Genomic DNA, 24,207 nt, shown 5'->3' with positions numbered 1-24,207 from the left:
GAGATCAGATATGAAAACGAAATATATAAATCGAATTTTCTTATTGACACCCTTGCTTGCCCTGCTTGGTTGTAATGACTTTTTGTCAACCGAACCAGATAGTACCCGAGCCACGCTTAAAACCCCTGAACAGGTTTCTCAACTACTGACCACAGCTTATCCGCAGGGGGGCTATGTAGGATTTAGTGAGGCCATGAGCGACAATTCTGATGATAAAGGGGTAGGGCAGGACGACCGTGTCAACCGTGGATCTTATCTTTTTGAGGTAGTAGATGCTCCGGTAGATATTCCGGATTCTCCTGACATGTACTGGGCGAGAGCCTATAAAGCCATTGCAGCAGCAAACCTGGCGTTGCAGGTAATCAGTGAAGCACCCGATCCTTCGATTTTTTCAGCGCAAAAGGGAGAAGCACTGGTCGCGAGAGCCTATGCACATTTTATGCTGGTGAGCTTTTTCTCGAAATTTTATGATCCTGAAACAGCGTCGACCGATCCGGGAATACCCTACGTGACTGTCCCGGAAGATGTGGTAATCAAACAATATGAGAGGAGAACGGTCGCCTACGTATATGAAATGATTGAGAAGGATTTGGTGGAAGGATTACCTTTGATCAAGGATGTCTCCTACACAGTCCCCAAATATCATTTTAACATTGCCGCGGCTAATGCTTTTGCTGCGCGTTTTTATTTAGTAAAACGTGATTATGCCAAGACGCTTTCTTACGCAAACAACGTTTTTCCATCTGGTGATATTGCTGCAAATTTAAGGCCTTGGAATACAGATTATTTGTCTTTAACGCCTGAAGGGCTATTTAATCGATACTCGCGAGCCAGCGAACCGGCTAATTTGTTACTTGTTGAAACCAGTTCTGTATATGGTCGCTATGTAGCGCGATATCGTTATGGACTGACTAATTCGAAGTGGAACGAGATCAGCCAGGTCTCCGGACTGACCGGAACGAATGCCAGCTGGGCATATCCCGTTTATACGCAGGGCGAAGGCAATTTATTGATTCCAAAATTTACAGAATATTTTGTTAAACAATCTGTAAATGCCGAGATTGGAGATCCTTACGTCATGGTTCCGCTGTTTACTGCGGAAGAAGTTCTTTTCAACCGTGCTGAGGCTAACTTGTATCTGGGAAATGGTACTGCTGCATTGGCAGATATCAATTTATTTATGAGCAAACGATTAAGAAATTATGATGCAGGAACACAGGCCGTGACGCTTCAAAAAATCCGTAGCTATTATGGTTTGAGTAATTCGACTCAAAATAATTCTCTCGGATTGTTAATATCCATTGCTGATCTGCGCCGAATTGAATTTACACAGGAAGGTATGCGTTGGTTTGATATGCTTCGTTATGGCATTGGTGTAACACATGCAACCCGCAACGGTCCTGTTATCACGGTAGATATCGACGATCCCAAGAGATTGCTGCAATTGCCACAGTCAGTTGTTCAGTCGGGTATACAGTTAAATCCAAGATAGATATTATCAAACGTTCAAATTCACTAGGGCTTTTGAGCATGATTTAAATTAAAAAAAATGAAGATAAAAATAACATTCAGTCCTTTTCTTGCGGCCATGGCGTTGACCTTGCTATTAGGTTCATGCAAAGAAGACAAGCTTGAAAATGTGGAAGAAATTTCTGGCCTGGGCGGTGAAGTGATCCCTCCGACTGCCATTGATAAATACATTTCCGATAGTCTGACAACGCCGTATAACATCATCATGAAATACAGGTGGGATCAGTTTGAATTCGGAGATGTTACCAAAACGCTTGTCCCACCAAAAGAGGAGCAGATCGTTCCGGTTACAAGGGCGGTCCTGAATACCTGGATCAAGCCATATATTGCCCAGGCGGGAAGCGTATTTTTTAATAAATATTCGCCAAAAACTTTTATTATGTCAGGTAGCGTACAATATCTTTCTGACGGATCAGTGGTTCTTGGACAGGCGGAGGGTGGAAGAAAAATTGTTTTGTTTGATGTGAATAATTTCCGGGTAAGGGGAATGAGCGGTTATGTTCCAGCACGGGACTCTGCTAATGTGAAACAATCAACGCATACTTTACAGCACGAGTTCGCGCACATTTTACACCAAACAATACTGTACCCTGTTGAATTTAAGGAAATCGGCAGAGGTTTGTATCAGGGTCAAAACTGGATCAATGTCTCTGACGCTGAGGCCCGCCGGGATGGCTTTATTACGTCTTACGCGAGTTCGGCTTTTGATGAAGATTTTGTAGAGACAGTCGCGATGATGCTTGTTGAGGGCAGGTCCGGATGGGACAAGATGATTAATTCTATTCCGGCTGGTTTTAGTGTGAATGGAACAAGCCAGGCAGACGCTCAGGCAAAATTGAGGCGAAAGGAAGCCCTTGTCGTGAACTATTACAAAACGGCGTGGAATATTGACTTTTATGAATTGCAAAAGAAAACCCGCGCCGCCTTGGTTCCGTTGTTATAATCACTGTCCGTTCAAAGAAAATCACGATGAAAAATAAATATCTTTCCTATCTGTTATTGGTTTTCATTGCAGGGCTTTGGTCTTGCAGCGAAGATAATGATGTTTTTGAACAGACGGCAGACCAGCGCATTAACGAAACAGTTGCGACCTATCAGCAGGAATTAGTGGCAGCGCAATATGGCTGGAAGGCTATCATTTATCCGGCTGGCGGAGGCGTATATAGTTTTTATTTCAAATTCAATGATCAGAATCGGGTAGTGATGTACTCTGATTTCGCTTCCGAATCTGCGGTTACATCTAAGGAAAGCAGTTATAGGCTCAAAGCGATGCAGACGCCTTCACTGATATTTGATACCTACTCTTACCTTCATGTATTGGCCGATCCTGACGGCAGTGTAAATGGTGGATCTAATGGCGACGGATTAAGGTCCGACTATGAATTTTCCTTTAACAATGATTCCTTAAATACCGAAAATATAACTTTAACAGGAACGAAAAACCAGAGTAAGCTCATCCTAATAAAAGCTACGCAGGAAGAGGCCGCTGCTTATGGAAACGGTGGACTGGCGAAAAGTCTTCTATTTTCCAATATTTCGAAGTATTTGACATATTTTAAACGCGTCACCATCGGTGGTGTCGTTTACGAAATTGCAGTGAACCAGTCGGCAAGAACCGTTACTTTGAACTGGCTAGTCGGTACAACGGTCAATTCATTTACTACCGATTATTATTATAGTTCAACCGGCGTTTCATTCATCACCCCTTTTGTGAACGGTTCTCAAACGATTACCGGATTTACGGACCTTACCTGGGATGAGTCAAGATTATCCCTCGGAATGACTGCCGCCGGGAATAAAGTAACGGTTGTTGAAGCCGCAAAACCTTTAAAAGTGGATATTGCAGCGGCTAGGAGATGGTGGACTTTTGCTGCGGAAAAAGGGTCGTATTGGGTATCATTGACAGGCTTCACTTCGGAAGGAAAGGAGGATTTCTTTGGCGTTACGTCAATACCTAATTTTTACTACTTACTCTTTTTTCCAGCCATTGCTTCATCTTCCGGCACAACCTACGATGCTTTTGCAGCTTATGACGGAAATGATTTAATGGGCCCTGCCGTTGTCCCATCGTTTAAAACGGATGGGAGAGTTACCTTTTCAGTTTTGGGTCAATACGGGACAAATGAACTTATGAATACAAAAGTTCAGGCACAGGTCGAGGAAGTGAATGGTTACTATTTAATTCAAACATCAGAGATAACTTACGATATGGTAAGTGCAAAGGATGGTAGAACCTGGATTACGTGGTTATATCCATGGGAATAATAATCACTTATAGCTTTGAAATTTGTGTAATAAATGCTAGACGTTGATGATCCGTAAACGATAACTTCTACTTTTTTAGTTAAAACAGAAAAGATCTTTTGGACTCCAAGAGATCTTTTCTGTTTGTGTGACTCTTTGATGAATTGGTAGTATACAAAATAATTTTATTAAGTAAAGCCCGCTGTCACTACAATGCGAAACAAACTTGTATTTTATGGATTGATCTTTCTCCCACTTGCGGCGATGATCACAGCTACAAAATTCGGCTTTATCACTTCCGGTATTTTTGCAATGTCCCTCGCGGTTTACGTATTTCTTTACCATCCCGGTATAAGCGGCATAAGACTTATTCATTTAGATAAGTTAACTAGGAAGAATTTTTGGAAAATGTTTATTCCGTTTTGGAGTACAAAGTATTTTAAAAATCTTTTTCTGGATTCTTAATTTTTGGGATTTGACAATTATAAAACTTCAACCGACGAATTTAAGTGTGTCCCAATGAAGTCTGTAAACAAGTTCTTTCCGTATCCAATTTTAACTTCAATTATCAGTAATACGGTGATAGGCTTTTGCGATATTGATCAGAAATAAAAAAAATATATTATCGTTTCTGGCTTACGGGGCCAGATATATCTTTCATAATATAGAATATTTATTTGTGGAAGGTTAAAAAGCAAATACTTTGAATATTATCTAATTTCTACCAATATTTCCCATTCTTCCTCGCAAACCAAAATCCTCGCCAGAAAATAATTCCATGATTCCAAAGTGAAGGAATCAGGCCAAAATGCTTTTTCAAAACATTAAAACGATCTAATAAAGAGCGACGATGATTTTGTATTGACAGCCCGCCCATTAAATATCTACAAAGAACAAAATCCAGATACTGTGTCTTTTTTGAATTTTTCAGACAGGAAATTTCCCAGTCAATATCAGCACTGAGATTGGTATAATCATATTGCGGGGCAATTTCCTTTTTTGCTATAAAGGATTGGTGGCAAACTTTCATTCCCAGCGCAAAATCTTTCCAGGTCAGATTTTTAGGCAAATCGTGTGGAGTAAATTTGCTTCGCAAACCAACCTCGCTGCCATCTTCGCGAACAAGTAAAGCATCGCTGTAATAGACATCTGCATTACTTTCAAAAGCAGAAATTAACTGACTTAAAATATTTTCATCCTGAACTTGATCACCAGCATTTAAAAACCATAAATATTTTCCCGTTGCGAGATTTAAGCCTTTATTCATCGCATCATAAAGTCCACGGTCCGGTTCAGAAATTACTTTTGCGATAAAATCAAATTGACTGGCAATGGTTAAAGTGTTGTCCTTTGAACCTCCGTCAATGATCAGGTATTCAACCACAGTTTTATCCGCCAGTTTTGACAATGCTTTTTCGGCACTTTTCAGGGTTCTGGGCAGATATCGTTCAGCGTTGTATGTGATGGTTATGATTGTTAGTAAAGGCATTCGCGTGAATTTTTGAATGAGTAAATCATTCTTTTATTATTTCCCAATGACCGCCTTTATCAGGCCCGATCCGGTTAATTATTTTTTGATCTTTTAGCTTTTGTATCTGCCATTCAATACCTCGTCTGCTTAATCCGGTAATTTGTTGAATGGCTTTTGTCGTTATTCGGGAATCGGATTTAATCAGGTTCAGGATAATTTCCTCGGTTTTCTCCACAGTTTTCTCCACAGTTTCCTCCACAGTTTTCTCCACAGTTTTCTCCACAGTTTGTGTAGAAACAGTAACTCTAAATCCGTGCTGAAAATTTTCAAAAACTGGCGCATCCAAACCATAACTCAGAAAAGCATTTTGAATTCTTTTGATACCGGAACCATATTTTTCAATAACACCAGCTTCTTTAAAAATTGAAGATACCTTTTTATTTCTTGCCTGCGAAGTGTAATCGCCACTGAGTAATTGTTCAATGGAAATAGACTGTGGTAATGGACCCGGATTGAAAAATTCGATATAATGATCAAAAACTTTCACAGAAGAATCGCCGTAATGCATATAGTCGCGGTGAACGATCATGTTGATAATAATTTCCCGAATTGCGTTCAGAGGATACTCCCATCGTTCTTCGCGCTGAGGATTTCCGGTTATAATGTATTCCTTATTAATATGCTTTTTGACGAAAGTTAATACATCTTCGATCTGGGAAAACAAATCACTCCGGAGCGTTAAGCCGTCTTTTATTAAGGTTGGTGCAGAAAATCTTCCCAATTCAATAGTTGCCAGGAACAAGTCATTTTTCGCAAATAATAAATGACAGGCATTGACAATTTTTGACTCTTTGATCAGTTCAAATTTATACAAAACCGTTAACGGATCATCCTGTATCGGACTTTCTTTGAGTAAGTTGGATTTATCTATAAACGAACTTACTTTTTCCAGCGAAATATCGTCGAGTTTGTAATCGTTCGTTGCATAGCTATCCCAACTTGTATTGAAAGTTTTAAGATGCATATCCGAAATCTCACCCAGATTTAATTGATGATTTGAGTTCTGGACGCGTTTGAAATAACGCCCGCGAAAGGATACTGGCTTAACCGGGAATTCTTTAATCGAAAGTACGACAACTTCATTTCCATCTATTTCAACTGTTTCAGAATCGGGAATGACAGACGGCTGGGTCTTGTGTTTAATTTCATTGAGCCATTGCTGAACAGTCTCTTCCCGGATGACGAAATTTTTGACGGGCTCTCCCTCATCATTCAAGCCAATAAAAATCTGTCCGCCCTTGGTATTGGCAAAGGCTACCAACGTTTCAATCACAGCGTCACTGAAACTGCTTTTATATTCTGTATTTGAGTTTTCAGACATAAGTAAAAGATATGAAAACTGCCTTGTCATTTGTTTTTCAATAATGATTTGTACAGTGTTTCATATTGAGACGCGACAATATTTTCCGCGTAACTTCCCAATACTTTTTCCCGCGCTTTTTTAGAAATTTCTCCGTCTTCGTTATTTCTCAAAACCCACTGAATTCCTGTCGCCAATGACTCAACAGATTTGTATTCTGAAAGATATCCGTTTTGCTGATGATCAATCATTTCAGGAATTCCGCCTATGCTGAATCCTACGGCTGGCGTTCCGCAGGCGAAAGATTCCATAATCGTATTTGGCAAATTCTCTTCCAGCGACGGCGTCACAAAAACAGATGCAGCATTGTAGGCAAGGACTATTTGTTTTACATCGGACAAATGTCCAAGTTTATGTGTCTTAAATGGTAATTGATTTAACACCTCTTCTTCCGCCTGACCGAAAACCAGGAGCTCAATATTTTCAGATAGCTCTGGGTGCTGATTTTTTAGCATATTTAATGCCTCCTGAAAATAGGAAAAGCCTTTCATCAGCGCATTGACACGCATGGCTGCGAAAAGTATTAAATGTTTGTTTGTTGGTAGGTTTAATTTTTGCCTCGCTTCCGATTTTGAGATCGGTGAAAATAAGGTTATATCAATCGGATTTGGAATCGATTCAATTCTAAATCCATTAAGCAAACTGCTGTTTCGGGCTCGTTTGGATAACCACTGACTGCAACCAACTGCTGTAAAATGATTGGGTTGATAAGCTGATTTTTTGGAAAACCAGTCCTTCCTGGAAATATCATTCCCACCCGGATTTTTTAAAAACTTACAGTTTCCGCATTCAATCTGGTAGTTTTCGCATTCGCCGCTATGATGGCAGCCGCCCGTAAAAGGCCACATATCATGGAATGTCCAGACGATTGGTTTTCCTAAGGCCAATAATTTTTTTATCGAACCAGTTGATAGAAATCCAAAGTTAACCCAATGTAAATGAATGATATCCGCATTTTTAATAAGCGGATGTTGGCTGATATCTACACCAACAATACCACGATTAAATAGAAAACGAATTTCTTTGGACCGCTCGTAGGGTAAAAACAAAAGCCTTTCAGTGATAAATCTTGCCCAGACAAATTGTTTTTTTAGAGGATTGTTAGCAATTGTCGTAACGGCCGGATTTTCTGTTTTTTTCTCCTGAACCAGTATATTACCCTTGACAGACGAATGTTTTTCCAGAGCTTTTTGAAGCCGGGAACATGCAATGGCAGCGCCGCCGCTACTGTCGCTGGTATTGATGAAAACTACGTTCATGCACGGGCTGTAATGACGATGTAAGGTGATAATGCCTTTGTTTCAAACGGGAAAAACTTGGAGAAAACTTTAAGTGTAAACCAGGTCGATTTGCGGAAAGCTTGAACCCAGGCAGGCTGTTTATTCTCGTTTTCCAACCAAAGCATGAAGCGACCGGAATAATATACTTCAATATCTTTCAATCCAAGATTCTTACAAATATTTCGAAGGTAGACAAGATCCATACTTTCGATATAATGCTTGTCGTAATTATCGCGGTCAAATGTCTTTTGAAACCAACCATTTAATCCCTGAAAATTTGGAAGGGAAATAAAAAGGATACCATTTTCAGAAAGAAACTGGGTATGTTTTTGGATAATTTCTGTGGTGTTTTGAAAATGTTCGATCAAACCGTTTGACATGACGAGGTCATATTTGCCAACAGGAGTATAACTGAATAAATCCGCTTCTATCGTCCCAACCGAACCTTCGGCTATTTGATTTGCTTTTTCCAGATCATGCAAAATCTTTGGATGAATCACGAAATCCAGCAGATCCGTTTTGATCTTTAAATTTTTATGTGCCCAAACCGAATAGTAACCTGGAAATCCACCGATTTCAAGTAGGTTTTTTACCTGATTTGTTGGTGCCAGTTTTTTTAAAAGAGATAGGAACGGATAATTATCGGGGATGCTAAAAACGAGTCCGGTTTTACTTTCCCAATAATTCAACCAAAATTCTTTATCCGTCAGGCCATTCATATATTTTAAAAACAGATTATACTTATTCGAAACTTTGCAGAAAGATCAAAGTTACAATTTCAGAATTAAGATGTCTTTAAAAAATATGAGCGGAGTAGATTTTCTTCAATCTTGAGGTCACAAACTGTGACCTCAAGATTTATTCACGGCTATTTTTAAATCCTATGGCTTTGCGTTCAGGGTTTGGGGGATTTAATAGAAAATTCAGCGCTTCATAAATGTCTTTAAATTTCACCTGCATCTCATTTTCCAGACTTTGAATACGTTGTTTCAATTCTGTTGAATCGGAATAATATTGACGAATCATAACAAAGGCCCGCATAATAGTGATATTTACTTGCAATGCTTTTTGACTTTTTAAAACACTGGATAACATAGCCACTCCTTGTTCGGTAAAAGCAAAGGGTAGAAAGCGGAGACCTCCCCAACTTGAGATCACATTTTGTGATCTCAAGTTTTCTAATTCTGTTTTGGTCAATTCAAACATAAAGTCTTCGGGAAATCTATCAATATTCCTTCTAACAGCCTGTTTCAAAGATCTCGTTTCAACTTCATACATTTCTGCCAAATCGAAATCCAGCATAACTTTCTGTCCACGAAGCGTGAACACTTTGTCTTGTATAGCAATCAGTTCCATAAATTCAGTTTTTTGAAATTGTCTAGCCAAGTCACAGTTTTTGCCGGTTTGCCAGCACTATGAGAAAATGTAGATATTAGTCACGAGGCGTTCCTTCAGGAACGCTTGACTATGCTGCAAAGAATAATTACTACCCACAAATTATGCCAAGGGCATATTGGGACGAGCAATGAAATAAAAAGCAAGAACGAATTTATTAAGATTTATTCGCAATGAATTTCAAAACTGAGAATGACAGGATCTTCCCATTTGCCTGTACCGGTGGTACATTTCGTTGGTAGGAAATAGGAAATTTTTGATGCCTGGCGTTCTTCGGGAACGCTTGGCTATGCTGCAAAGAATAATTACTACCCACAAATTATGCCGAGGGCATATTGGGACGAGCAATGAATTGAAAAGCAAGAACGAATTTATTTAGATTTATTCGAAGTGAATTTCAAAACTGAAAATGACAGGATCTTCCCATTTGCCTGTACCGGTGGTACATTTCGTTGATAGTAAATAGGAAATATGTGATGCCTGGCGTTCTTTCGGAACGCTTTGTGCTCTGGACTGCCAAATTTCCACTGATCAATCAAACCACAGACCTACCGGAACAAGATTCCTCCAAAATTTTCTGATCATAATTAATATGGCTAGTTTTATGTCCTCGTTTTAAATTTTACCAGAATGTTGTCAGAAATTGCTGCAAGTAAAATTGCAATTATTGGTCTTGGTTATGTTGGTTTGCCGTTGGCGGTGGAATTCAGCCGGAAATATTCGGTGCTTGGTTTTGATATCAATAAGGAACGCGTCGCTGAATTGAAGCGCGGCTACGACCGAACGCAGGAGATTTCTTCTGAAGACTTACAACGTGTTCAGGATCTGCAATTTTCGGATGAATTATATGCACTGGCAACTTGCAATATCTTTATCGTAACGGTTCCGACGCCGATCGATAATTATAAAAAGCCGGATCTTGGTCCACTTTTGAAAGCGAGTGATACCGTTGGTAAAGTTTTGAAAAAAGGTGATATTGTTATTTATGAATCCACAGTTTATCCGGGTTGTACCGAGGAAGATTGTGTCCCTGTTCTGGAAAGAGTAAGCGGCCTGAAATTCAATGTTGATTTCTTCTGCGGATATTCTCCGGAGCGTATCAACCCGGGCGACAAAGTAAATACGTTAACTAAAATCAAAAAAGTTACTTCGGGTTCAACACCGGAGATCGGTGAATTTGTCAATACTTTATACGGAACCATTATCACAGCCGGAACGCATTTGGCATCCAGTATCAAAGTTGCCGAAGCTTCAAAAGCCATCGAAAATGCCCAGCGTGATGTGAATATTTCTTTTGTTAATGAACTGGCATTAATCTTTGACCGGATGGGAATTGATACGACAGAGGTGCTGGAAGCCGCCGGAACGAAGTGGAATTTCCTGAAATATAAACCCGGTCTGGTTGGCGGACATTGCATTGGTGTCGATCCTTACTATCTGGCTTACAAAGCTGAATCTTTGGGTTATTATCCACAAGTTATACTTTCAGGCCGTCGCGTGAATGATACCATGGGTGTCTTTGTAGCCAACAAACTTGTCAAACTTTTGATCAAAAAAGGACATAAAATTGAAGGTAGCCGTGTTTTGATTTTGGGTATCACGTTCAAAGAAAACTGCCCGGATATTCGCAATACGCGTGTTGTTGATGTATATAAAGAATTGAAAGATTTTGGTATGGAAGTCGATGTGTATGATTCCTGGGCTTCGGCGGAAGAGGTCAAGCATGAGTATGACATCGCTCTTGCAGATAAACCAAATGGAAAATATGAAGCCGTTGTATTGGCCGTTGCGCATGATACTTTCAAAGAATTAAACCTGACCGATTTCACAAATACGAATTCAGTTCTTTTTGATCTTAAATCAACTTTGCCAAAGGATTCAGTTGATTCCAGACTATAATTTAATCCATAACCGGAATCAGTTTTAAAATGATTCCGGTTATTTTGCTTCTAAAATAATTTCAAATTTTCGTCTTCGGCGTGACCCCAATTGCATTAAAGTAAGCGAAACATTTCTTCCGTTCTTAAAATTGTCTGCGAATGTGTACTTTTGCAGGAATTACCACAAGATTTCTGACGCATGCGTGTTTGTTTTGTTATGGCGGGGTTGCCGCATTATTTTGCCTTGATATTGAATAAAATGGTTTCCGACTATGGAATCGAAGTTATTCTCGTCAAACCAACCCAACAAAGCAAAGCCCTGGGCGCCGGTGTGAAGGAAGATAAATCAGCTGCGAACTTCCGGTTGGTGGAACTTCCTGAGTTTACAACCTGGTACGGAAAGTCTTTTTTCGAAAATCTTATCCCGACTTTACAGGAAATAAAACCGGACATTATTGTAATGTCGTCCTGGCCATATTTTTTGCAACTGGTACTTAATCCTCCATTTTATTTCAAACTAAAAAAAATCGGTGCAAAATTAATTTGCCGGGATATTCCCTTTAATACGGCGTATTGGGGGAAAAGTCAGGAGTATTATTATTCGGGACAAAACATTACCGAAGATCTTGATGCAAATAAAAAAAACTGGAAAGGTGCACTTTATTTCCGCGCAATTACCTGGCTACGAAAATTATATCTTCCGCTGGCCGACGCCCATATCAATTATTATGACGAAGGCCGGGATATCATCGGAAGTTATGGCGTGCCTAAGGAGAAAATATTTATCGCTGCAAATTCTCCGGATACCGATGAATTGCTGGCTGCTTACGAAGAAGTTTTAAAACAACCTGAAATTCTGCTTAAAAATCCGCACCGCGTTATTCATGTAGGAAGACTTGTAAAATGGAAACGCGTCGATATGCTGATTCAATCAGTTAAAGATTTAAAAAGGTTTTTCCCTGATATTGAATTGGTCGTGGTAGGTTTTGGTCCGGAGGAGGAAAATCTTAAAAAGCTGGCGGGAAAACTTGGTGTTTCTGACAATGTAAAATTTGTTGGCGGAGTTTATGACGCATTAACGTTGGGTAAATATCTGCATGTTTCGTCAATTTATTTGCTGGGCGGAATGGGTGGATTATCCATCAATGACGCCATGTGTTTTGCCAAACCGATTATTTGTTCGGTTGCGGATGGAACGGAAAGACGTTTGGTGAGAGAAGGATACAATGGATTTTATTTTGAAAACGGAAATCAGGAAAGTCTGAACCTGAAAATGAAAACATTGCTTCAGGATCCCGAAAAAATCAGCACCTTTGGTGCAAATTCGTTACGAATAATAAAAGAAGAAATCAATATACACAGTGTGCTGAAAGAATACATGGTTGCTTTCAATTATGTATTGGCGCACTGATCCGTTTAAATTCTGGTTGATTAAAAAATGAAAATCCTGAGTATTGTTGGTGCCCGTCCAAACTTCATGAAAGTGGCTCCGTTGCACCGCGCTTTTTTACAACATCCTGAAATCGATTCAAAAATCATTCATACCGGTCAGCATTACGATGCCCGTATGTCGGATGTGTTTTTTAATCAGCTGGAATTACCGAAACCGGATTATTTCCTGGGTATCGGTGGCGGTTCACATACGCAGCAAACAGCTAGGATCATGATCGAATTTGAGCAGGTTATGCTGGCTGAAAAACCGGACGTGGTGCTGGTCGTTGGTGATGTGAATTCAACAATTGCCTGTGCGATGGTAGCTGTAAAAGAGCATATTCCTGTTGTTCACGTGGAAGCAGGTTTGAGAAGCGGCGACCGTGGAATGCCGGAAGAAATTAACCGGATCATGACGGATTGTATCGCTGACGATCTTTTTGTTACGGAACAAGCAGGTATAGACAACCTGAAAAGAGAAAGTATTCCTGATGAAAAAGTCCATTTTGTCGGTAATGTGATGATCGATTCTTTGGTATATTACCGCCAGAAAGCTTCGACTTTAACGCTGCTGAAAGATCTTGGTTTGGAGTCAAAATCTTATGTTTTGATGACCATGCACCGTCCGAGCAATGTGGATTTTCAGGAAGGATTATCCAATATTTTGAAAATCATTAAAGAAACTTCAAAAAGTAAAACCGTACTTTTTCCCGTTCATCCAAGAACGCTGAAAAATATGGAAACCTGGGGTTTGCTGGATGAATTGCAAAGTCTCGATAATGTGATTTTGATGGAACCGCAGGGTTATCTTGAATTTTTGCATTTGATGGAAAATGCTGCTTTGATCATCACTGATTCAGGCGGAATTCAGGAAGAAACAACTTATCTGCAAGTGCCTTGCCTGACTTTCCGTGCAAGTACAGAACGCCCGGTTACGGTGGAGTTGGGAACCAATATTTTGCTAAGTGACCTAGACCCGGTTTCTGTGGCTGAAAAAGTGCAGGATATCCTAGCCGGAAGAGTGAAAGAAGGCGTAATTCCTCCATTCTGGGACGGACATGCCGCTGAACGTATCGCAGAAATATTGATACAAAAATACGCTAACTAGACTTTCAGAGTGGGAATCGTTGTTCGTCAGAGTCTTAAAGCAGGTCTTGGATCGTACATTGGGGTAGGGATTGGTATCGTGAACCAGATGTATGTTTCTACGAAATTTTTATCCGTAGAGCAATACGCACTTTCACGTTTGCTTTTTGAAAATAGTTTACTTTTTGCAGCATTTGCACATTTAGGAACTCCCTTTATAGCGGACAAATTTTTCAGTCTTTTCCGAAATGACGAGGAAGAACATCATGGAATTCTTGCTTTTCTTCTTCTTCTCCCTTTTATAGGCGCAGTGATGTTCGGGATTATCTATCTCGTATTCACACCGGCGATCCATGCTTATTTCGCAGAGGAGTCGCCGATGTTTTTGAAATATCATTTTCTGGTTATTCCCTTAACGACGTTCTGGATCTATATTTCCGTTCTTGAAGCTTATTGCAGAAATAATTCCCGAATTGCTGTTCCAAATTTTATTAGAGAAGTATATCTCAAATTAGCCAATGTCTTGCTGATTTTGATGTTTGGATTGGGCTGGCTAAGTTTTGAAGCCATGTTGTATCTGGTCGTAGCATCTTATGGTTTAGCGGTTGTCATTTTGCTTGGTTATATCAAACAGCTTGGCAGATTATATTTCCGGTTTCCTGATACAAAAATCCTGACACGATCGTTAATCATACAAATGCTTGGTTATGGCGGATTTACATTGCTTGGTGGGGTAGGAGTAAACCTGATGCTTTTTATTGACCGAACGATGGTGGCTGGGAAAAAAGGACTGGTCAGCGCCGGGATTTTTATCATCGCTTCTTATATCGCCGGAATTATTGAAATTCCGAAAAAAGCAATTGCTCAAATATCGATTCCGTTACTGGCGGCTTCTTTGGTGAAAGGTGATTATGATCATGTGCGGACCATGAATCAAAAGTCAGCGTTGAATCAGCTTATTGCGGGTGGGGTTGTATTTTTATTGATCTGGGCCAGTATCGACGATATTTTCTTTTTAATACCAAAAGGAAGTACGTATGGAGAAGGCAAATACGTGGTGCTGTTTCTTGCTTTGGTAAAGGTGTTCGACATCGCAACAGGTTTGAATACAGAAATTATCATGTATTCGAAATTTTTCAGATTTGCTACATTATTTATTGTTGCGTCGGCTATTCTAGGTTTTTTGCTGAACCTATGGTTGATCCCAATCCACGGTTTTGTGGGAGCAGCCATTGCAACTGCCTTTACCACTTTGGTTTACTCGATTGTCAGAATGACTTTCGTTTGGTGGAAATTTGGTGTGCTTCCCTTTACAAATAAAACGTTACAGGTTGCCTTAATTCTGGCTTTTTTGTATGCAATTACTTTCCTGATTCCGGAGTATACTAGAACCATTGTTTCGGCCATGTTGATGATGGCTTTGCGCTCAATAATCATCATACTCTTGTTTATTATTTTAATCGTAAGGTTTAAAATATCTGAGGAGATCAATGATCTGGTAAGCGGCTTACAGACAAGATTTTTGAAATAAATTTCAAATCAAATTATCGCCTAATTTAATTTTCCTCGACGTTTTTACACGATTCTCAACAAAAGCCAGGTCACGGATATAAATGGTATTTTCAGGATTTGTAGCGGTTATTTTAGTAAGTTTTCTTTCAGAAGGAAAATAATTATACGGCATAAAGCCCAGGCTCAAAAGTTTGTCGTGGATGTAATTCTGGCCGAATTCATATTGATCGGAAAGTCCGTTGGTTTCCATAATAATAATTTTCAGCTCCGGCCTTTCAAGTGTTTTTGAAGCCCCGTTGATGACATTGGCTTCAAAACCTTCCACATCGATTTTTAGTAAATTGATGTTTTTATCAACCAATAAATTATCCAGCGAATTTACCGGAACTTCTGTAACCGGACCGCCAAAAGTGTTATCATTGATCACATGATTGATCGCATCCAGTGAATTTGAAAAAATCAACGTTTCCTCCTTATCACCAACACCCAGATTATAAAGCTCTGATCTGTCTTGAAGATTATTGTAATTGATATTGCGTTTCAGGTTTGCAAATGTAGATGGGATCGGTTCAAACGATAACGATTTTGCGCCGGTTATCCCTGATGCCAGAACAGAATAAACACCAATATTAGCACCCACATCCACAAATGTATCTTCCGGACGCAGGTAATGCATCACAAAAAGCATCTCATTTGTATCGTATAAGCCGGTATAAATTTGCAGTTCCGCGCTCGACATACCCTTATCCACAACCAGAGAAACATGTTCAACAAACGGGTAGACCATCGGATGTTTATGTAAGCGAATGACCAGGCCTCTTTTGAAGAGTGTCATCAATGCTTTTACCTTTCTGTTTTTGTTTAAAGGGTGGCCCAGAACCGTCTTTATCGTTTTTAATTTCATTCTAAAACTGAGGGATTTTGAAATTATTCCCGCTATCAATACAAATATTAAAATTGAATGCTAATGTAGTATATTTGCAGCCCCTGTGCAAAATTGGCGTTTCGTAGCTACGCCGGAAACCAGAATATTTCAGGGTTAAAATTGTCACAAATATCTTTCGGAATAAGCGGATAAAATGGTTAAGTTTTTAAAAAAGCAGGGTTGGGGAATTCTAAATTCAGTTGGTTTTGGCGGGGCTGTTCAGCTATATTTAAAAAGTGCTCTGAAAGAATACGGTTGGTTCAGAAGTTTTCACTCTAAACAATCCGTTGATGCTGCCGGAAATCCGTTGCCCTGGTATACTTACTCATTTATCTTTTTTCTTGAACCAAGAATCAAACCAAATTTCGAAGTTTTTGAATACGGATCGGGAAATTCTACGCGCTGGTATGGTGCACGTGTAAAACATATCGCTGCCGTTGAACATGATGCCCAGTGGATTGAAATAATCAAACCGAAACTTCCTGCAAACTCCATTGTTTATTCCCGCCCGCAAGGACCTTCTTATGTGGAGGCTGTGAAAAATGAAGGAAAAAAATATAACATCATTGTTGTAGATGGCCGGAATCGGGTAAAGTGCACTGCTTTCGCTGCCGAATATTTAACGGAAGATGGTGTTTTAATTCTGGACAATTCAGAACGTGACTGGTATCAGCCGGCAAAGGATCTTATGACCAATAAAGGCTATAAAAGCATCGATTTTCGGGGAATGCTGCCAATTGTTGGTCATGAAAGCTGCTCTACGGTTTTTTACAGAGACGGAAATTGCCTGGGGATTTGAGCTTACAAATATTTTTTATATGTAATTTTCAGGGATTCCTGCCCGCCAAGATTTTTCTTAAAACGAATCAGTTCTGGTTTTTCCAGTCCATTGTGATCAACAGAGATACCCTGATCCAGTATGATTATTTCTTCCTTCTGACAATAAGTATAGATTCCCTCGTAGAGCAGCACACCTGGACTGAAACTTCTATACGAATGAAGATCGGCCATTAAAAAGTTATAAAGGACTCTTTCATTGACTCTGACTGCAATGCTGACAGCAATCAGCCTGGATTCGCTATGTACAGCAAAAACTAAAAATTTATCAGGGAACCGATTAAACAGTGTATCTAATTGACTTCCTGAAATCGATAATGGATATTGTTTTTGTTTGAAAGAATTTTCAAGAAAGAGATATATTGTTGACATAACAGGATTCATCACCTGCGCAACTTCAAAACCTTCCCTTTTACACTTGTTTAATCTCCTCGATTCTTGCTTGCAGATAATATCAGAAAAAGGAAGCTGTCTGACCTCGATATGGAAGTTGCGTTGGTTTAAGAAATGTATGAAGCCGGCTTGCAGGTAAATTTTGTCCGTTACTTCATGAAGCGCTTGATTATAGCAGGATGGCCGTGCTGTGATCGTTACATATTTTATTTTCTCACAAATGGCGGTTTTATTGACACAGCAAAGAAGAAAATTAAGCTCTTCAGCAGTACAGTCTTCACTGCAGTTTATTCCGCCGAAAGGTGCTCGGTACGGCGAATGGAAGTTCAATCCTCTCTCTTTGTAAAAATGGATTAAAGCTGAAATCATGGGAGAATTGATTCTGGACAAACAAAATAAAAATGAGTCCTTGTGTCCCTGTGTACTGAGATGATCCGGAGTGTTAAACAGGTCTGGTTTAAAGCTATGGGATTCATCTTTGAAGGAATATAGCGTACCCCGCCTGACCTCATGCAGGCCCTTAACCCATCTGAAATTTCGTTTTTCCAAGTTTTTCTAAGTGTGTGTGTAAGTAATTATAACAATTTTATCAGAATGTAATGTCAACTTTTTAACATACCGTTGGATAATATTCTCATTTCATTATCAACAAAATTGGTTTGATTTCAATTCTAAAATTAATTGCTTCCTGTTTTAAATAGATAGATTACTATAAAATAATATTGTTAATTGGTTGTATAATAGATATTTAATATTAACTCTGATTTTTTTTCACATTTTTCCTATAAACGTGTAGAGTAAGCTTCCAATTTTTGTAGGAGTTAGATGATTTTTTTTATCGAATTATCTTTGTAATTTAATCTTTGTAATTTCATCTTTAAAATAAAGTTTAGGCAAAAAACGAATAACGAGACTTTAATAAGCTGTTTTTTAACTAAAATATCTAACTTGTACCTCTAATCTAAAATGACGCGGGTTTAATCATTAAAAAGCATATGTTCCGTGATATGACGGTACGTCGAACTTAAATTCAAGGTTATTTTATTATAGTTTAATCATCTTTTCACCATCTATTAGGGAAGTTATTACGTCTATGTACCAAGTATTTAGAATTATGATGACAATTTCGTGTTTTGGTTCGTAATTAATTCTAACTTTGGAGTAATACTATTTCTAGTGTCATCTAGTATATAAACTTTTCATGAAGCACATACTTATTGCCGAGGATCACGCAGTTGTACGAATCGGAACAAAACACCTCCTAAAATCTCTGATACCGGAATCTCAAATTACCGGCGTCGATACGTTTCAGAAAGTGCTCTTAGAATTAAGTAGTCAAAATTTCGATTTACTTATTTTGGATATTAATATTCCAGGTGGTAATAACACGAAAATGATTGAGACAATTCGAATCAAGCGCCCTGATATTCGTATTCTAATGTTTTCGAGTTATGATGAACAGCTGTATGGCTTGTTATATCTTCAAGCCGGGGCAGATGGTTACTTGTCAAAAGATGCAGCAGAGGATGAGTTTAAGACTGCAGTCCTGAGCGTGCTCGATAACAAGAAATATATGAGTGCTGACATGCAGCAGATCAATATTAACAGGCTTATCAACCCAAAAGAGTTTTTGCCGGACCCAATTGTAAGTCTTTCTCCGAGAGAAAAAGATGTTATGAATCTCCTTAAGGAAGGTTTTGGGACAGCAAAAATTGCAGAAAAGCTTAGTTTACAGTTGTCAACCGTAAGTACTTACAAGGCTCGGATCTTTGAAAAGATGGGCGTTAAAAATATTGTGGAATTGATCACGAAGATCAAACTCATCGACAGTTAAATTATGGGTTCGTCCCGAATGTGAGACAGATGCCGGAAATTCCGGCATCTGTTTTTTTATGAATCAGGTAGTATCATGCAGCGATTTGTAAACTTAGTTCTTATTTTCAGTAGAAAAATTTTTATAATAAGGTTTGCTTAAATTCTGTAATTTTGTGTCCCCCGCTTAAAAGTATCTGATCTGTTATGAAAAGAATATTGATTGTTGAAGATCACGCCATCGTTCGTATGGGCATTGAGTTTTTGATCACAGATATGTTTTCAACAGTTGAAGTACAACAGGCCGCAACTTTCAGCACAGCTCTTGACATTCTCTCGAGATCAGCTTTCGATATGGTTTTGTTGGATATTAATATTCCGGAAGGTGAAAACAACAGAATGATCCAAATCATTCGTAAAATTCAGCCAGTTGTAAAGGTTCTGATTTTCTCCGGCTTGGAAGAGGAAATTTATGCGTTACACTACCTAAATGCCGGAGCTAACGGATATTTATCAAAAGGAGCCTCAGAGGACGATTACAAAGCTGCCATCATGTCTGTTCTGAACGATGGTAAGTATGTGAGTGCCAAAGTCCAGAGGTTGATGGTGAAAAACATTCTTGACAATAAATATATCAGTTCTAATCCACTTGAGGATCTTTCCAAAAGAGAGCTTGAAGTAATGTATCTTCTTGCCCAGGGGAAATGGACAAAGGAGATAGCGACAATCCTGGATTTGAAAGAGACAACAATTAGCACTTACAAGTCGCGGATTTTTGAGAAAATGGAGGTAAGTAACGTCATTGAAATGTTCAGGAAGCTGGAATTATATAAAACGGAGGAGATGGAAAATTAGAAGTTAATTTTCTTCCGGAAAAATGATATGGACATGAGTTCCGTCAAACTTCTCGACAAAAATTCTTAATCTCAGCATCATAGAAATTTCCTTAACAATTGTTAATCCTAGTCCACCGTAGGATTTAAATAACAGTTTTGATTTTTCGAAAGAGTCCAGTTTGGATTGATTGTTTAGCCATTGCATAATATCGTCAGGCATTCCGGGCCCGGAGTCGGAAATGATCAGGTGTTTGCTGTTCCCCTGAATTTCTGCATGCATTCTTATAAAACCACCGTGGCAAACTTTATTTGCGTTATCCACCAGATTATGGACAATAATACCTAGTAGCTGTGGATTAGTGTTTACTGTTATGCTGCTGTCTATTTCGTTCGAAAATTTGTTTGCATGTTCGCTCAAAACACCTTTAAATATTTCCAGATTCTCTCCGAGTGATTGTTTCAGATTTGTCTCTTCAAATAAAATGCTGCTTCCATATACCTGTGTTTTTACATATCCAATCAGGTTTTCCAGTAAATTGTGCATATGATCGGCAGTGAATTCGATCGTTTTTCCCAGCTCTGATACCGATTCAAATCGCTCGTTTTTGACCATGAGATCAATTCTTCCTGCCGATTTTGATACAAATTTTAAAGGCGTTTTAATATCATGTGACATGGAAGCAATGAGCCGGGTCTGGATATGCATTTGCCTTTGGAGCTCTTGTTCGGACTTCTCCAGAGCTCCAAGCGTATGCTCTAATTTCCTTGTGCGTCTTGCAATTTTTAGTTCCAGCAGGCGATTTTCTTTACGAATGATGCGGAGTCTTATTTTTAAAAACAAATAAATTCCCAGTACGGCCAGCAGCAGGCAAATAAATTGAAACCACAACGTCTCATACCAGGATGGAGGAACAATGATTGTGATTTTTCTTATCGTATAATTTTCAGCTCCAAATCCATTTATTTTTTTCACGAAAAGCGTGTAGTTTCCAACGCTCAGGTCTCCGACTGAAATGGTTGCCTTGTCACCATCCAGATCTATCCAATCTGCATCTCTGGGACTTTTGGTTGTATTTTTTAGCATGGCATAAGAAATGGCGAGATTAGAAAGATCTCCAAAATATGCCGTTGCAAGATGGATTTTTATCTGCTGAGGATCGACCGGAAGGTTTATAGTATCTGTTGAGATTGATGCATTGGCCCCGCGAAGTTGATAACGATCAAAAAGGATTTTTTTCGTAGGTAACTCCTGACCTGTCTCCTCAGGAATAAACCAAACCAAGCCATCAAGCGATGGGAGCGAGACATATTTATTTGCCAGTCTTATCGCGCAGGGCTGACATCCGCCATTAAATTCATTCGTGTAGAATCCTTGCTCCTTGGTGTAACGCAGGTAAAAAACGTCAGGAACTTTCCCCGGTTTTGATAACCTGGCGTAGTCAAGCAGATCTTTTCTCGATGCCTTGAACAGGCCTTTATTTGTGGTGATCCAGAAGAAATTATTGTTGTCGGCAAAAATGCAGTGGGCACCAGCGAGGTATTTATTTTTATCCAGTGGAAACTTGGTCAGGCTGCTGTCTGAGTATAAAAATAATCCGTCCTCATACGTTGAAATCCAGATGTGTTTTTTGCCATTGGTTTGATCGATATATAAACTCCTGACATAAAGTTTGGCGGTACCATCAATGATTTTAGTTTCCTTCGTAAACAAATCAAGCAGGAAGACACCATGATCCGTTCCGACAGCCAACGTCTTGGAATCTTTTTCCAGAATAAAAGTAATCCTTTTCAAATTTTCTTTCACGAACAACCGAGGTTCCGGATTTGGGTCTGACAGGTTGATTTTAAAAAGTCCCGATTCACGGGTACCGATCCAGATCGTACCATCTTCTCCTTCATATATGTGATTGATTTCTGCTCCGACCTTCCATAACCCGATCAGTTTGTTTTCTTTGATACGATAGCAATAAATATTGCCCTGAGATTTACGCCAGACATTTCCTCGTTTATCAGTGAGAATACCGTATCCATCAGCGGAATTTTTTTCATTGTGAATGACTGAAGCTTCTTTATTTATTGCGTCTAACCCAGAAGGATTCTTACTTAAAATGAAACCCCTTGGAGTCAATACGCTACCAGAGTCATAAGCCGTTTGTCCATAAAAAACATTGTCGAGATTACTACCAGTCGTTCTTAGCGTGACAAAATCTTTGCGCTTTAAAACGAATAACCCCTTCGTTACACTACCTAAAAAGAATCTTTGATTTTGGCTGTCAAAATGAACGGACGAAATGTTTTTTTCTTCAAAGTCGAAGTTTTCAAGAACTAACGAGGTATGTAACTGATTTTCAGATGCTTCGTTTATTTGATATAAGTTTTTATTAAAATAAAGGAAAACCTGATTGGAAATATTATTCCAGTAAATCTGAGGCAGTTTTTTTTTGACATTGTAGGTTTTGTCTTTCAGAATATCGCCACGCAATGACAACTTTGCCAATCCTGAACTTGTTATTTTGGTAATGCTTCCTTCACCGGAAAAGCGATAAAGTTTCTTTTCAATCGTAAAGAAGTCCCAATATAGTAAACCCTCTAACGGTAATTCGTATGTTCTTTTCCAATTTGAATAGTATTCAATTTTATGGTGATAGCATATATAAAAGTTGCCGCTCCCAGAACTCACGGGAATAATATAATTTTGAGGATCAGCCCATTCCCTTAAATAGTTGGGGGCTCCGTTAGCCAAAATCGAAGTTTTTTTAGGATTTCGCATAAAGGGAATCCGAAGAATACTGCTGTTAAAATAGTGAGAATCTAAAACAGCTTTCCCGGATTCTATTCTTATAAATTCATAATTTTCAGCAACGGCATAAAATCTCTTTTTATCTCCTGATCCGGAAATATCAGGCTGAAGCATCGAAAACCGATTGTTCGAAATCGTTAAATTGGATTTGTCAAAAAGGTAGAAGGTACGTCCGTCAAACCTCACCAATCCAGTTTCAGTGACGATCCATATAAAACCTTCCGCATCGGCGCTTATGTTTTTCACCGTATTCTGAGGCAACCCGTTATCTTCCGTAAAATGAGAAATAGAAAAGCTGTGGTCATTTTCCAGTTGCGGCTGTCCGAAAGTGAGGGAAACAGACATCAATAGAAAGCTGACAATACTAACGGGTATTAATTTTTTCACGGTGTAGGGCTAAGCATATAATTGTTAGGTATCTTAACCCTAGACGTAGGATAGTTTAACAGGTAACGGAGGAATTTAAAAAAATTCTATTTCGATAATTCAAATTCTACTCTAAATGTAGTAAAAATTTTATAAATCAAATCTAAGTAATTCTAATTTCTGCCAATGATAGGGTTATCTAGCCTCCATGTCGTGCTTTGAACAGAATCTGAATCGAAAAATTGTTGGAAATCTTTTCCCAAATCATCGTACGTTTGTTCGAAACCAATTCTAAAAGACAAAAAGTCAATGCGCAAACTTCTTATTGAGGAAATGAACCGGTTGTCGATAGACGAATTTAAGGAATCGGATAAATTTCCATTCGTTATTGTTCTGGATAATATTAGAAGCCTCAACAACGTCGGATCATTTTTCAGAACGGCAGACGCATTCCGTGCAAGAAAACTGATCTTATGCGGATATACGCAACAGCCACCACATCGCGAAATCACCAAAAGTGCCCTTGGCGCGGAAAATTCTGTCATTTGGGAAAAGGAAGAAAGTACGTTGTCGGCCGTTGAAAAACTTAGAAGTGAAGGTTACAGAATTTTATCAGTTGAGCAGGCCGAAGGAAGTACGTTGCTCCAAAATTTTGAGCCTGCGAAGAATGTTCCTTATGCTTTTGTTTTTGGTAACGAAGTAGAGGGCGTAGCGGATGAGGTAATCGCTGCATCGGATGGTTGTGTTGAGATTCCTCAGTTCGGCACAAAACATTCGTTTAACGTGTCGGTTTCGGCCGGAATCGTATTGTGGGAGTTTGTAAGTAAAAATTTAACATAAAAATAACACAATTTATTTGTTCTTGTGAAATTAATAGACGGTATTTGCAGGTTGAAAGATAAGAACATATTTTAATCAATAAAGGGCTGAAATCAAGAAAATTAGCTGCTTAATTCTTCTTATCTTAATTATTTAAATAATTTTCATCT

19 protein-coding genes are annotated in these 24,207 nt (G+C 38.9%); 11 read left to right on the top strand and 8 right to left on the bottom strand.

Annotation, left to right across the window (positions count from 1 at the left end; genetic code table 11):
• Window positions 1–10 precede the first annotated feature (10 nt).
• The 3 genes from BMY70_RS12100 to BMY70_RS12090 are packed head-to-tail and all read left to right on the top strand — an operon-like array spanning window position 11 to window position 3,795.
• Window positions 11–1,492, top strand: a complete 1,482-nt coding sequence (locus BMY70_RS12100) for a RagB/SusD family nutrient uptake outer membrane protein (protein WP_090335414.1) — start codon at window positions 11–13, stop codon at window positions 1,490–1,492.
• 57 nt (window positions 1,493–1,549) lie between these two features.
• Entirely contained in the window at window positions 1,550–2,473 is a 924-nt protein-coding gene (locus BMY70_RS12095; protein WP_090335413.1) for a zinc-binding metallopeptidase, read from the top strand.
• 26 nt (window positions 2,474–2,499) lie between these two features.
• A complete protein-coding gene (locus tag BMY70_RS12090; protein ID WP_090335412.1) occupies window positions 2,500–3,795 on the top strand; it encodes a DUF4302 domain-containing protein in 1,296 nt (431 codons plus the stop codon).
• 700 nt (window positions 3,796–4,495) lie between these two features.
• On the opposite strand, the gene BMY70_RS12080 is transcribed toward BMY70_RS12090, so the two are convergent.
• The 5 genes from BMY70_RS12080 to BMY70_RS12060 form a co-directional block, all read right to left on the bottom strand.
• Window positions 4,496–5,263 carry a glycosyltransferase family 2 protein gene (locus BMY70_RS12080; RefSeq protein WP_090335410.1) on the bottom strand — a complete coding sequence of 256 codons (768 nt, stop codon included), beginning with the start codon at window positions 5,261–5,263 and terminating at the stop codon, window positions 4,496–4,498.
• A gap of 25 nt (window positions 5,264–5,288) precedes the next feature.
• The gene (locus BMY70_RS12075; RefSeq protein WP_177197009.1) at window positions 5,289–6,626 is read right to left on the bottom strand and encodes an RNA-binding domain-containing protein; all 1,338 of its coding nucleotides are present in this window, start codon (window positions 6,624–6,626) and stop codon (window positions 5,289–5,291) included.
• A 26-nt stretch (window positions 6,627–6,652) separates the two neighbouring features.
• Window positions 6,653–7,924 (bottom strand): glycosyltransferase family 4 protein, encoded by a 1,272-nt coding sequence (locus BMY70_RS12070; RefSeq protein WP_090335408.1) that lies wholly within the window; start codon window positions 7,922–7,924, stop codon window positions 6,653–6,655.
• Window positions 7,921–8,664 (bottom strand): class I SAM-dependent methyltransferase, encoded by a 744-nt coding sequence (locus BMY70_RS12065; protein WP_090335407.1) that lies wholly within the window; start codon window positions 8,662–8,664, stop codon window positions 7,921–7,923. Before BMY70_RS12065 ends, BMY70_RS12070 begins: the two co-directional genes overlap by 4 nt.
• A gap of 139 nt (window positions 8,665–8,803) precedes the next feature.
• On the bottom strand, window positions 8,804–9,301 hold the full coding sequence (locus tag BMY70_RS12060; RefSeq protein ID WP_090335406.1) for an ORF6N domain-containing protein: 498 nt from the start codon (window positions 9,299–9,301) through the stop codon (window positions 8,804–8,806).
• A 669-nt stretch (window positions 9,302–9,970) separates the two neighbouring features.
• On the opposite strand from BMY70_RS12060, the gene BMY70_RS12055 reads away from it, so the two are divergent.
• From BMY70_RS12055 to BMY70_RS12040, 4 genes are all read left to right on the top strand, one after another.
• Complete coding sequence (locus BMY70_RS12055) at window positions 9,971–11,239, top strand: nucleotide sugar dehydrogenase (protein WP_090335405.1); 1,269 nt, start codon at window positions 9,971–9,973, stop codon at window positions 11,237–11,239.
• 180 nt (window positions 11,240–11,419) lie between these two features.
• Complete coding sequence (locus BMY70_RS12050; RefSeq protein WP_090335404.1) at window positions 11,420–12,631, top strand: glycosyltransferase family 4 protein; 1,212 nt, start codon at window positions 11,420–11,422, stop codon at window positions 12,629–12,631.
• Between the two features lie 27 nt (window positions 12,632–12,658).
• On the top strand, window positions 12,659–13,759 hold the full coding sequence (gene wecB / locus BMY70_RS12045) for a non-hydrolyzing UDP-N-acetylglucosamine 2-epimerase (protein WP_090335403.1): 1,101 nt from the start codon (window positions 12,659–12,661) through the stop codon (window positions 13,757–13,759).
• Between the two features lie 9 nt (window positions 13,760–13,768).
• On the top strand, window positions 13,769–15,268 hold the full coding sequence (locus BMY70_RS12040; protein ID WP_229209579.1) for a lipopolysaccharide biosynthesis protein: 1,500 nt from the start codon (window positions 13,769–13,771) through the stop codon (window positions 15,266–15,268).
• A gap of 3 nt (window positions 15,269–15,271) precedes the next feature.
• On the opposite strand, the gene BMY70_RS12035 is transcribed toward BMY70_RS12040, so the two are convergent.
• On the bottom strand, window positions 15,272–16,153 hold the full coding sequence (locus BMY70_RS12035; RefSeq protein ID WP_090335402.1) for an FkbM family methyltransferase: 882 nt from the start codon (window positions 16,151–16,153) through the stop codon (window positions 15,272–15,274).
• Between the two features lie 175 nt (window positions 16,154–16,328).
• On the opposite strand from BMY70_RS12035, the gene BMY70_RS12030 reads away from it, so the two are divergent.
• Window positions 16,329–16,973, top strand: coding sequence for an FkbM family methyltransferase (locus BMY70_RS12030; protein WP_090335401.1), 645 nt, complete (start codon window positions 16,329–16,331; stop codon window positions 16,971–16,973).
• 2 nt (window positions 16,974–16,975) lie between these two features.
• On the opposite strand, the gene BMY70_RS12025 is transcribed toward BMY70_RS12030, so the two are convergent.
• The gene (locus BMY70_RS12025; RefSeq protein WP_090335400.1) at window positions 16,976–17,773 is read right to left on the bottom strand and encodes a hypothetical protein; all 798 of its coding nucleotides are present in this window, start codon (window positions 17,771–17,773) and stop codon (window positions 16,976–16,978) included.
• Between the two features lie 832 nt (window positions 17,774–18,605).
• Between BMY70_RS12025 and BMY70_RS12020 the strand changes: the two genes are divergently transcribed.
• Complete coding sequence (locus BMY70_RS12020) at window positions 18,606–19,238, top strand: response regulator (protein WP_090335399.1); 633 nt, start codon at window positions 18,606–18,608, stop codon at window positions 19,236–19,238.
• 185 nt (window positions 19,239–19,423) lie between these two features.
• A complete protein-coding gene (locus tag BMY70_RS12015; RefSeq protein WP_090335398.1) occupies window positions 19,424–20,071 on the top strand; it encodes a response regulator in 648 nt (215 codons plus the stop codon).
• A 3-nt stretch (window positions 20,072–20,074) separates the two neighbouring features.
• Here the strand turns inward: BMY70_RS12015 and BMY70_RS12010 are convergent, their stop codons facing one another.
• On the bottom strand, window positions 20,075–23,239 hold the full coding sequence (locus tag BMY70_RS12010; RefSeq protein ID WP_143072088.1) for a sensor histidine kinase: 3,165 nt from the start codon (window positions 23,237–23,239) through the stop codon (window positions 20,075–20,077).
• 288 nt (window positions 23,240–23,527) lie between these two features.
• Between BMY70_RS12010 and BMY70_RS12005 the strand changes: the two genes are divergently transcribed.
• Window positions 23,528–24,058 carry an RNA methyltransferase gene (locus BMY70_RS12005; protein WP_090335396.1) on the top strand — a complete coding sequence of 177 codons (531 nt, stop codon included), beginning with the start codon at window positions 23,528–23,530 and terminating at the stop codon, window positions 24,056–24,058.
• Window positions 24,059–24,207 lie beyond the last annotated feature (149 nt).

The sequence above is a fragment of the Dyadobacter koreensis genome (assembly GCF_900108855.1).
Classification (GTDB): Bacteria; Bacteroidota; Bacteroidia; order Cytophagales; family Spirosomataceae; genus Dyadobacter; species Dyadobacter koreensis.
This window is presented reverse-complemented; position numbering and strand designations above follow the sequence as displayed.

Excerpts from the sequence above, each read along its gene's own strand:
- BMY70_RS12070 (WP_090335408.1), bottom strand. The coding sequence starts at position 7,924 with ATGAACGTAGTTTTCATCAATACCAGCGACAGTAGCGGCGGCGCTGCC.
- BMY70_RS12020 (WP_090335399.1), top strand. The coding sequence starts at position 18,606 with ATGAAGCACATACTTATTGCCGAGGATCACGCAGTTGTACGAATCGGA.
- BMY70_RS12005 (WP_090335396.1), top strand. The coding sequence starts at position 23,528 with ATGCGCAAACTTCTTATTGAGGAAATGAACCGGTTGTCGATAGACGAA.
- BMY70_RS12055 (WP_090335405.1), top strand. The coding sequence starts at position 9,971 with ATGTTGTCAGAAATTGCTGCAAGTAAAATTGCAATTATTGGTCTTGGT.
- BMY70_RS12065 (WP_090335407.1), bottom strand. The coding sequence starts at position 8,664 with ATGAATGGCCTGACGGATAAAGAATTTTGGTTGAATTATTGGGAAAGT.
- BMY70_RS12050 (WP_090335404.1), top strand. The coding sequence starts at position 11,420 with ATGCGTGTTTGTTTTGTTATGGCGGGGTTGCCGCATTATTTTGCCTTG.
- BMY70_RS12025 (WP_090335400.1), bottom strand. The coding sequence starts at position 17,773 with ATGATTTCAGCTTTAATCCATTTTTACAAAGAGAGAGGATTGAACTTC.
- wecB (WP_090335403.1), top strand. The coding sequence starts at position 12,659 with ATGAAAATCCTGAGTATTGTTGGTGCCCGTCCAAACTTCATGAAAGTG.
- BMY70_RS12060 (WP_090335406.1), bottom strand. The coding sequence starts at position 9,301 with ATGGAACTGATTGCTATACAAGACAAAGTGTTCACGCTTCGTGGACAG.
- BMY70_RS12080 (WP_090335410.1), bottom strand. The coding sequence starts at position 5,263 with ATGCCTTTACTAACAATCATAACCATCACATACAACGCTGAACGATAT.
- BMY70_RS12095 (WP_090335413.1), top strand. The coding sequence starts at position 1,550 with ATGAAGATAAAAATAACATTCAGTCCTTTTCTTGCGGCCATGGCGTTG.
- BMY70_RS12090 (WP_090335412.1), top strand. The coding sequence starts at position 2,500 with ATGAAAAATAAATATCTTTCCTATCTGTTATTGGTTTTCATTGCAGGG.
- BMY70_RS12030 (WP_090335401.1), top strand. The coding sequence starts at position 16,329 with ATGGTTAAGTTTTTAAAAAAGCAGGGTTGGGGAATTCTAAATTCAGTT.
- BMY70_RS12100 (WP_090335414.1), top strand. The coding sequence starts at position 11 with ATGAAAACGAAATATATAAATCGAATTTTCTTATTGACACCCTTGCTT.
- BMY70_RS12035 (WP_090335402.1), bottom strand. The coding sequence starts at position 16,153 with ATGAAATTAAAAACGATAAAGACGGTTCTGGGCCACCCTTTAAACAAA.
- BMY70_RS12075 (WP_177197009.1), bottom strand. The coding sequence starts at position 6,626 with ATGTCTGAAAACTCAAATACAGAATATAAAAGCAGTTTCAGTGACGCT.
- BMY70_RS12015 (WP_090335398.1), top strand. The coding sequence starts at position 19,424 with ATGAAAAGAATATTGATTGTTGAAGATCACGCCATCGTTCGTATGGGC.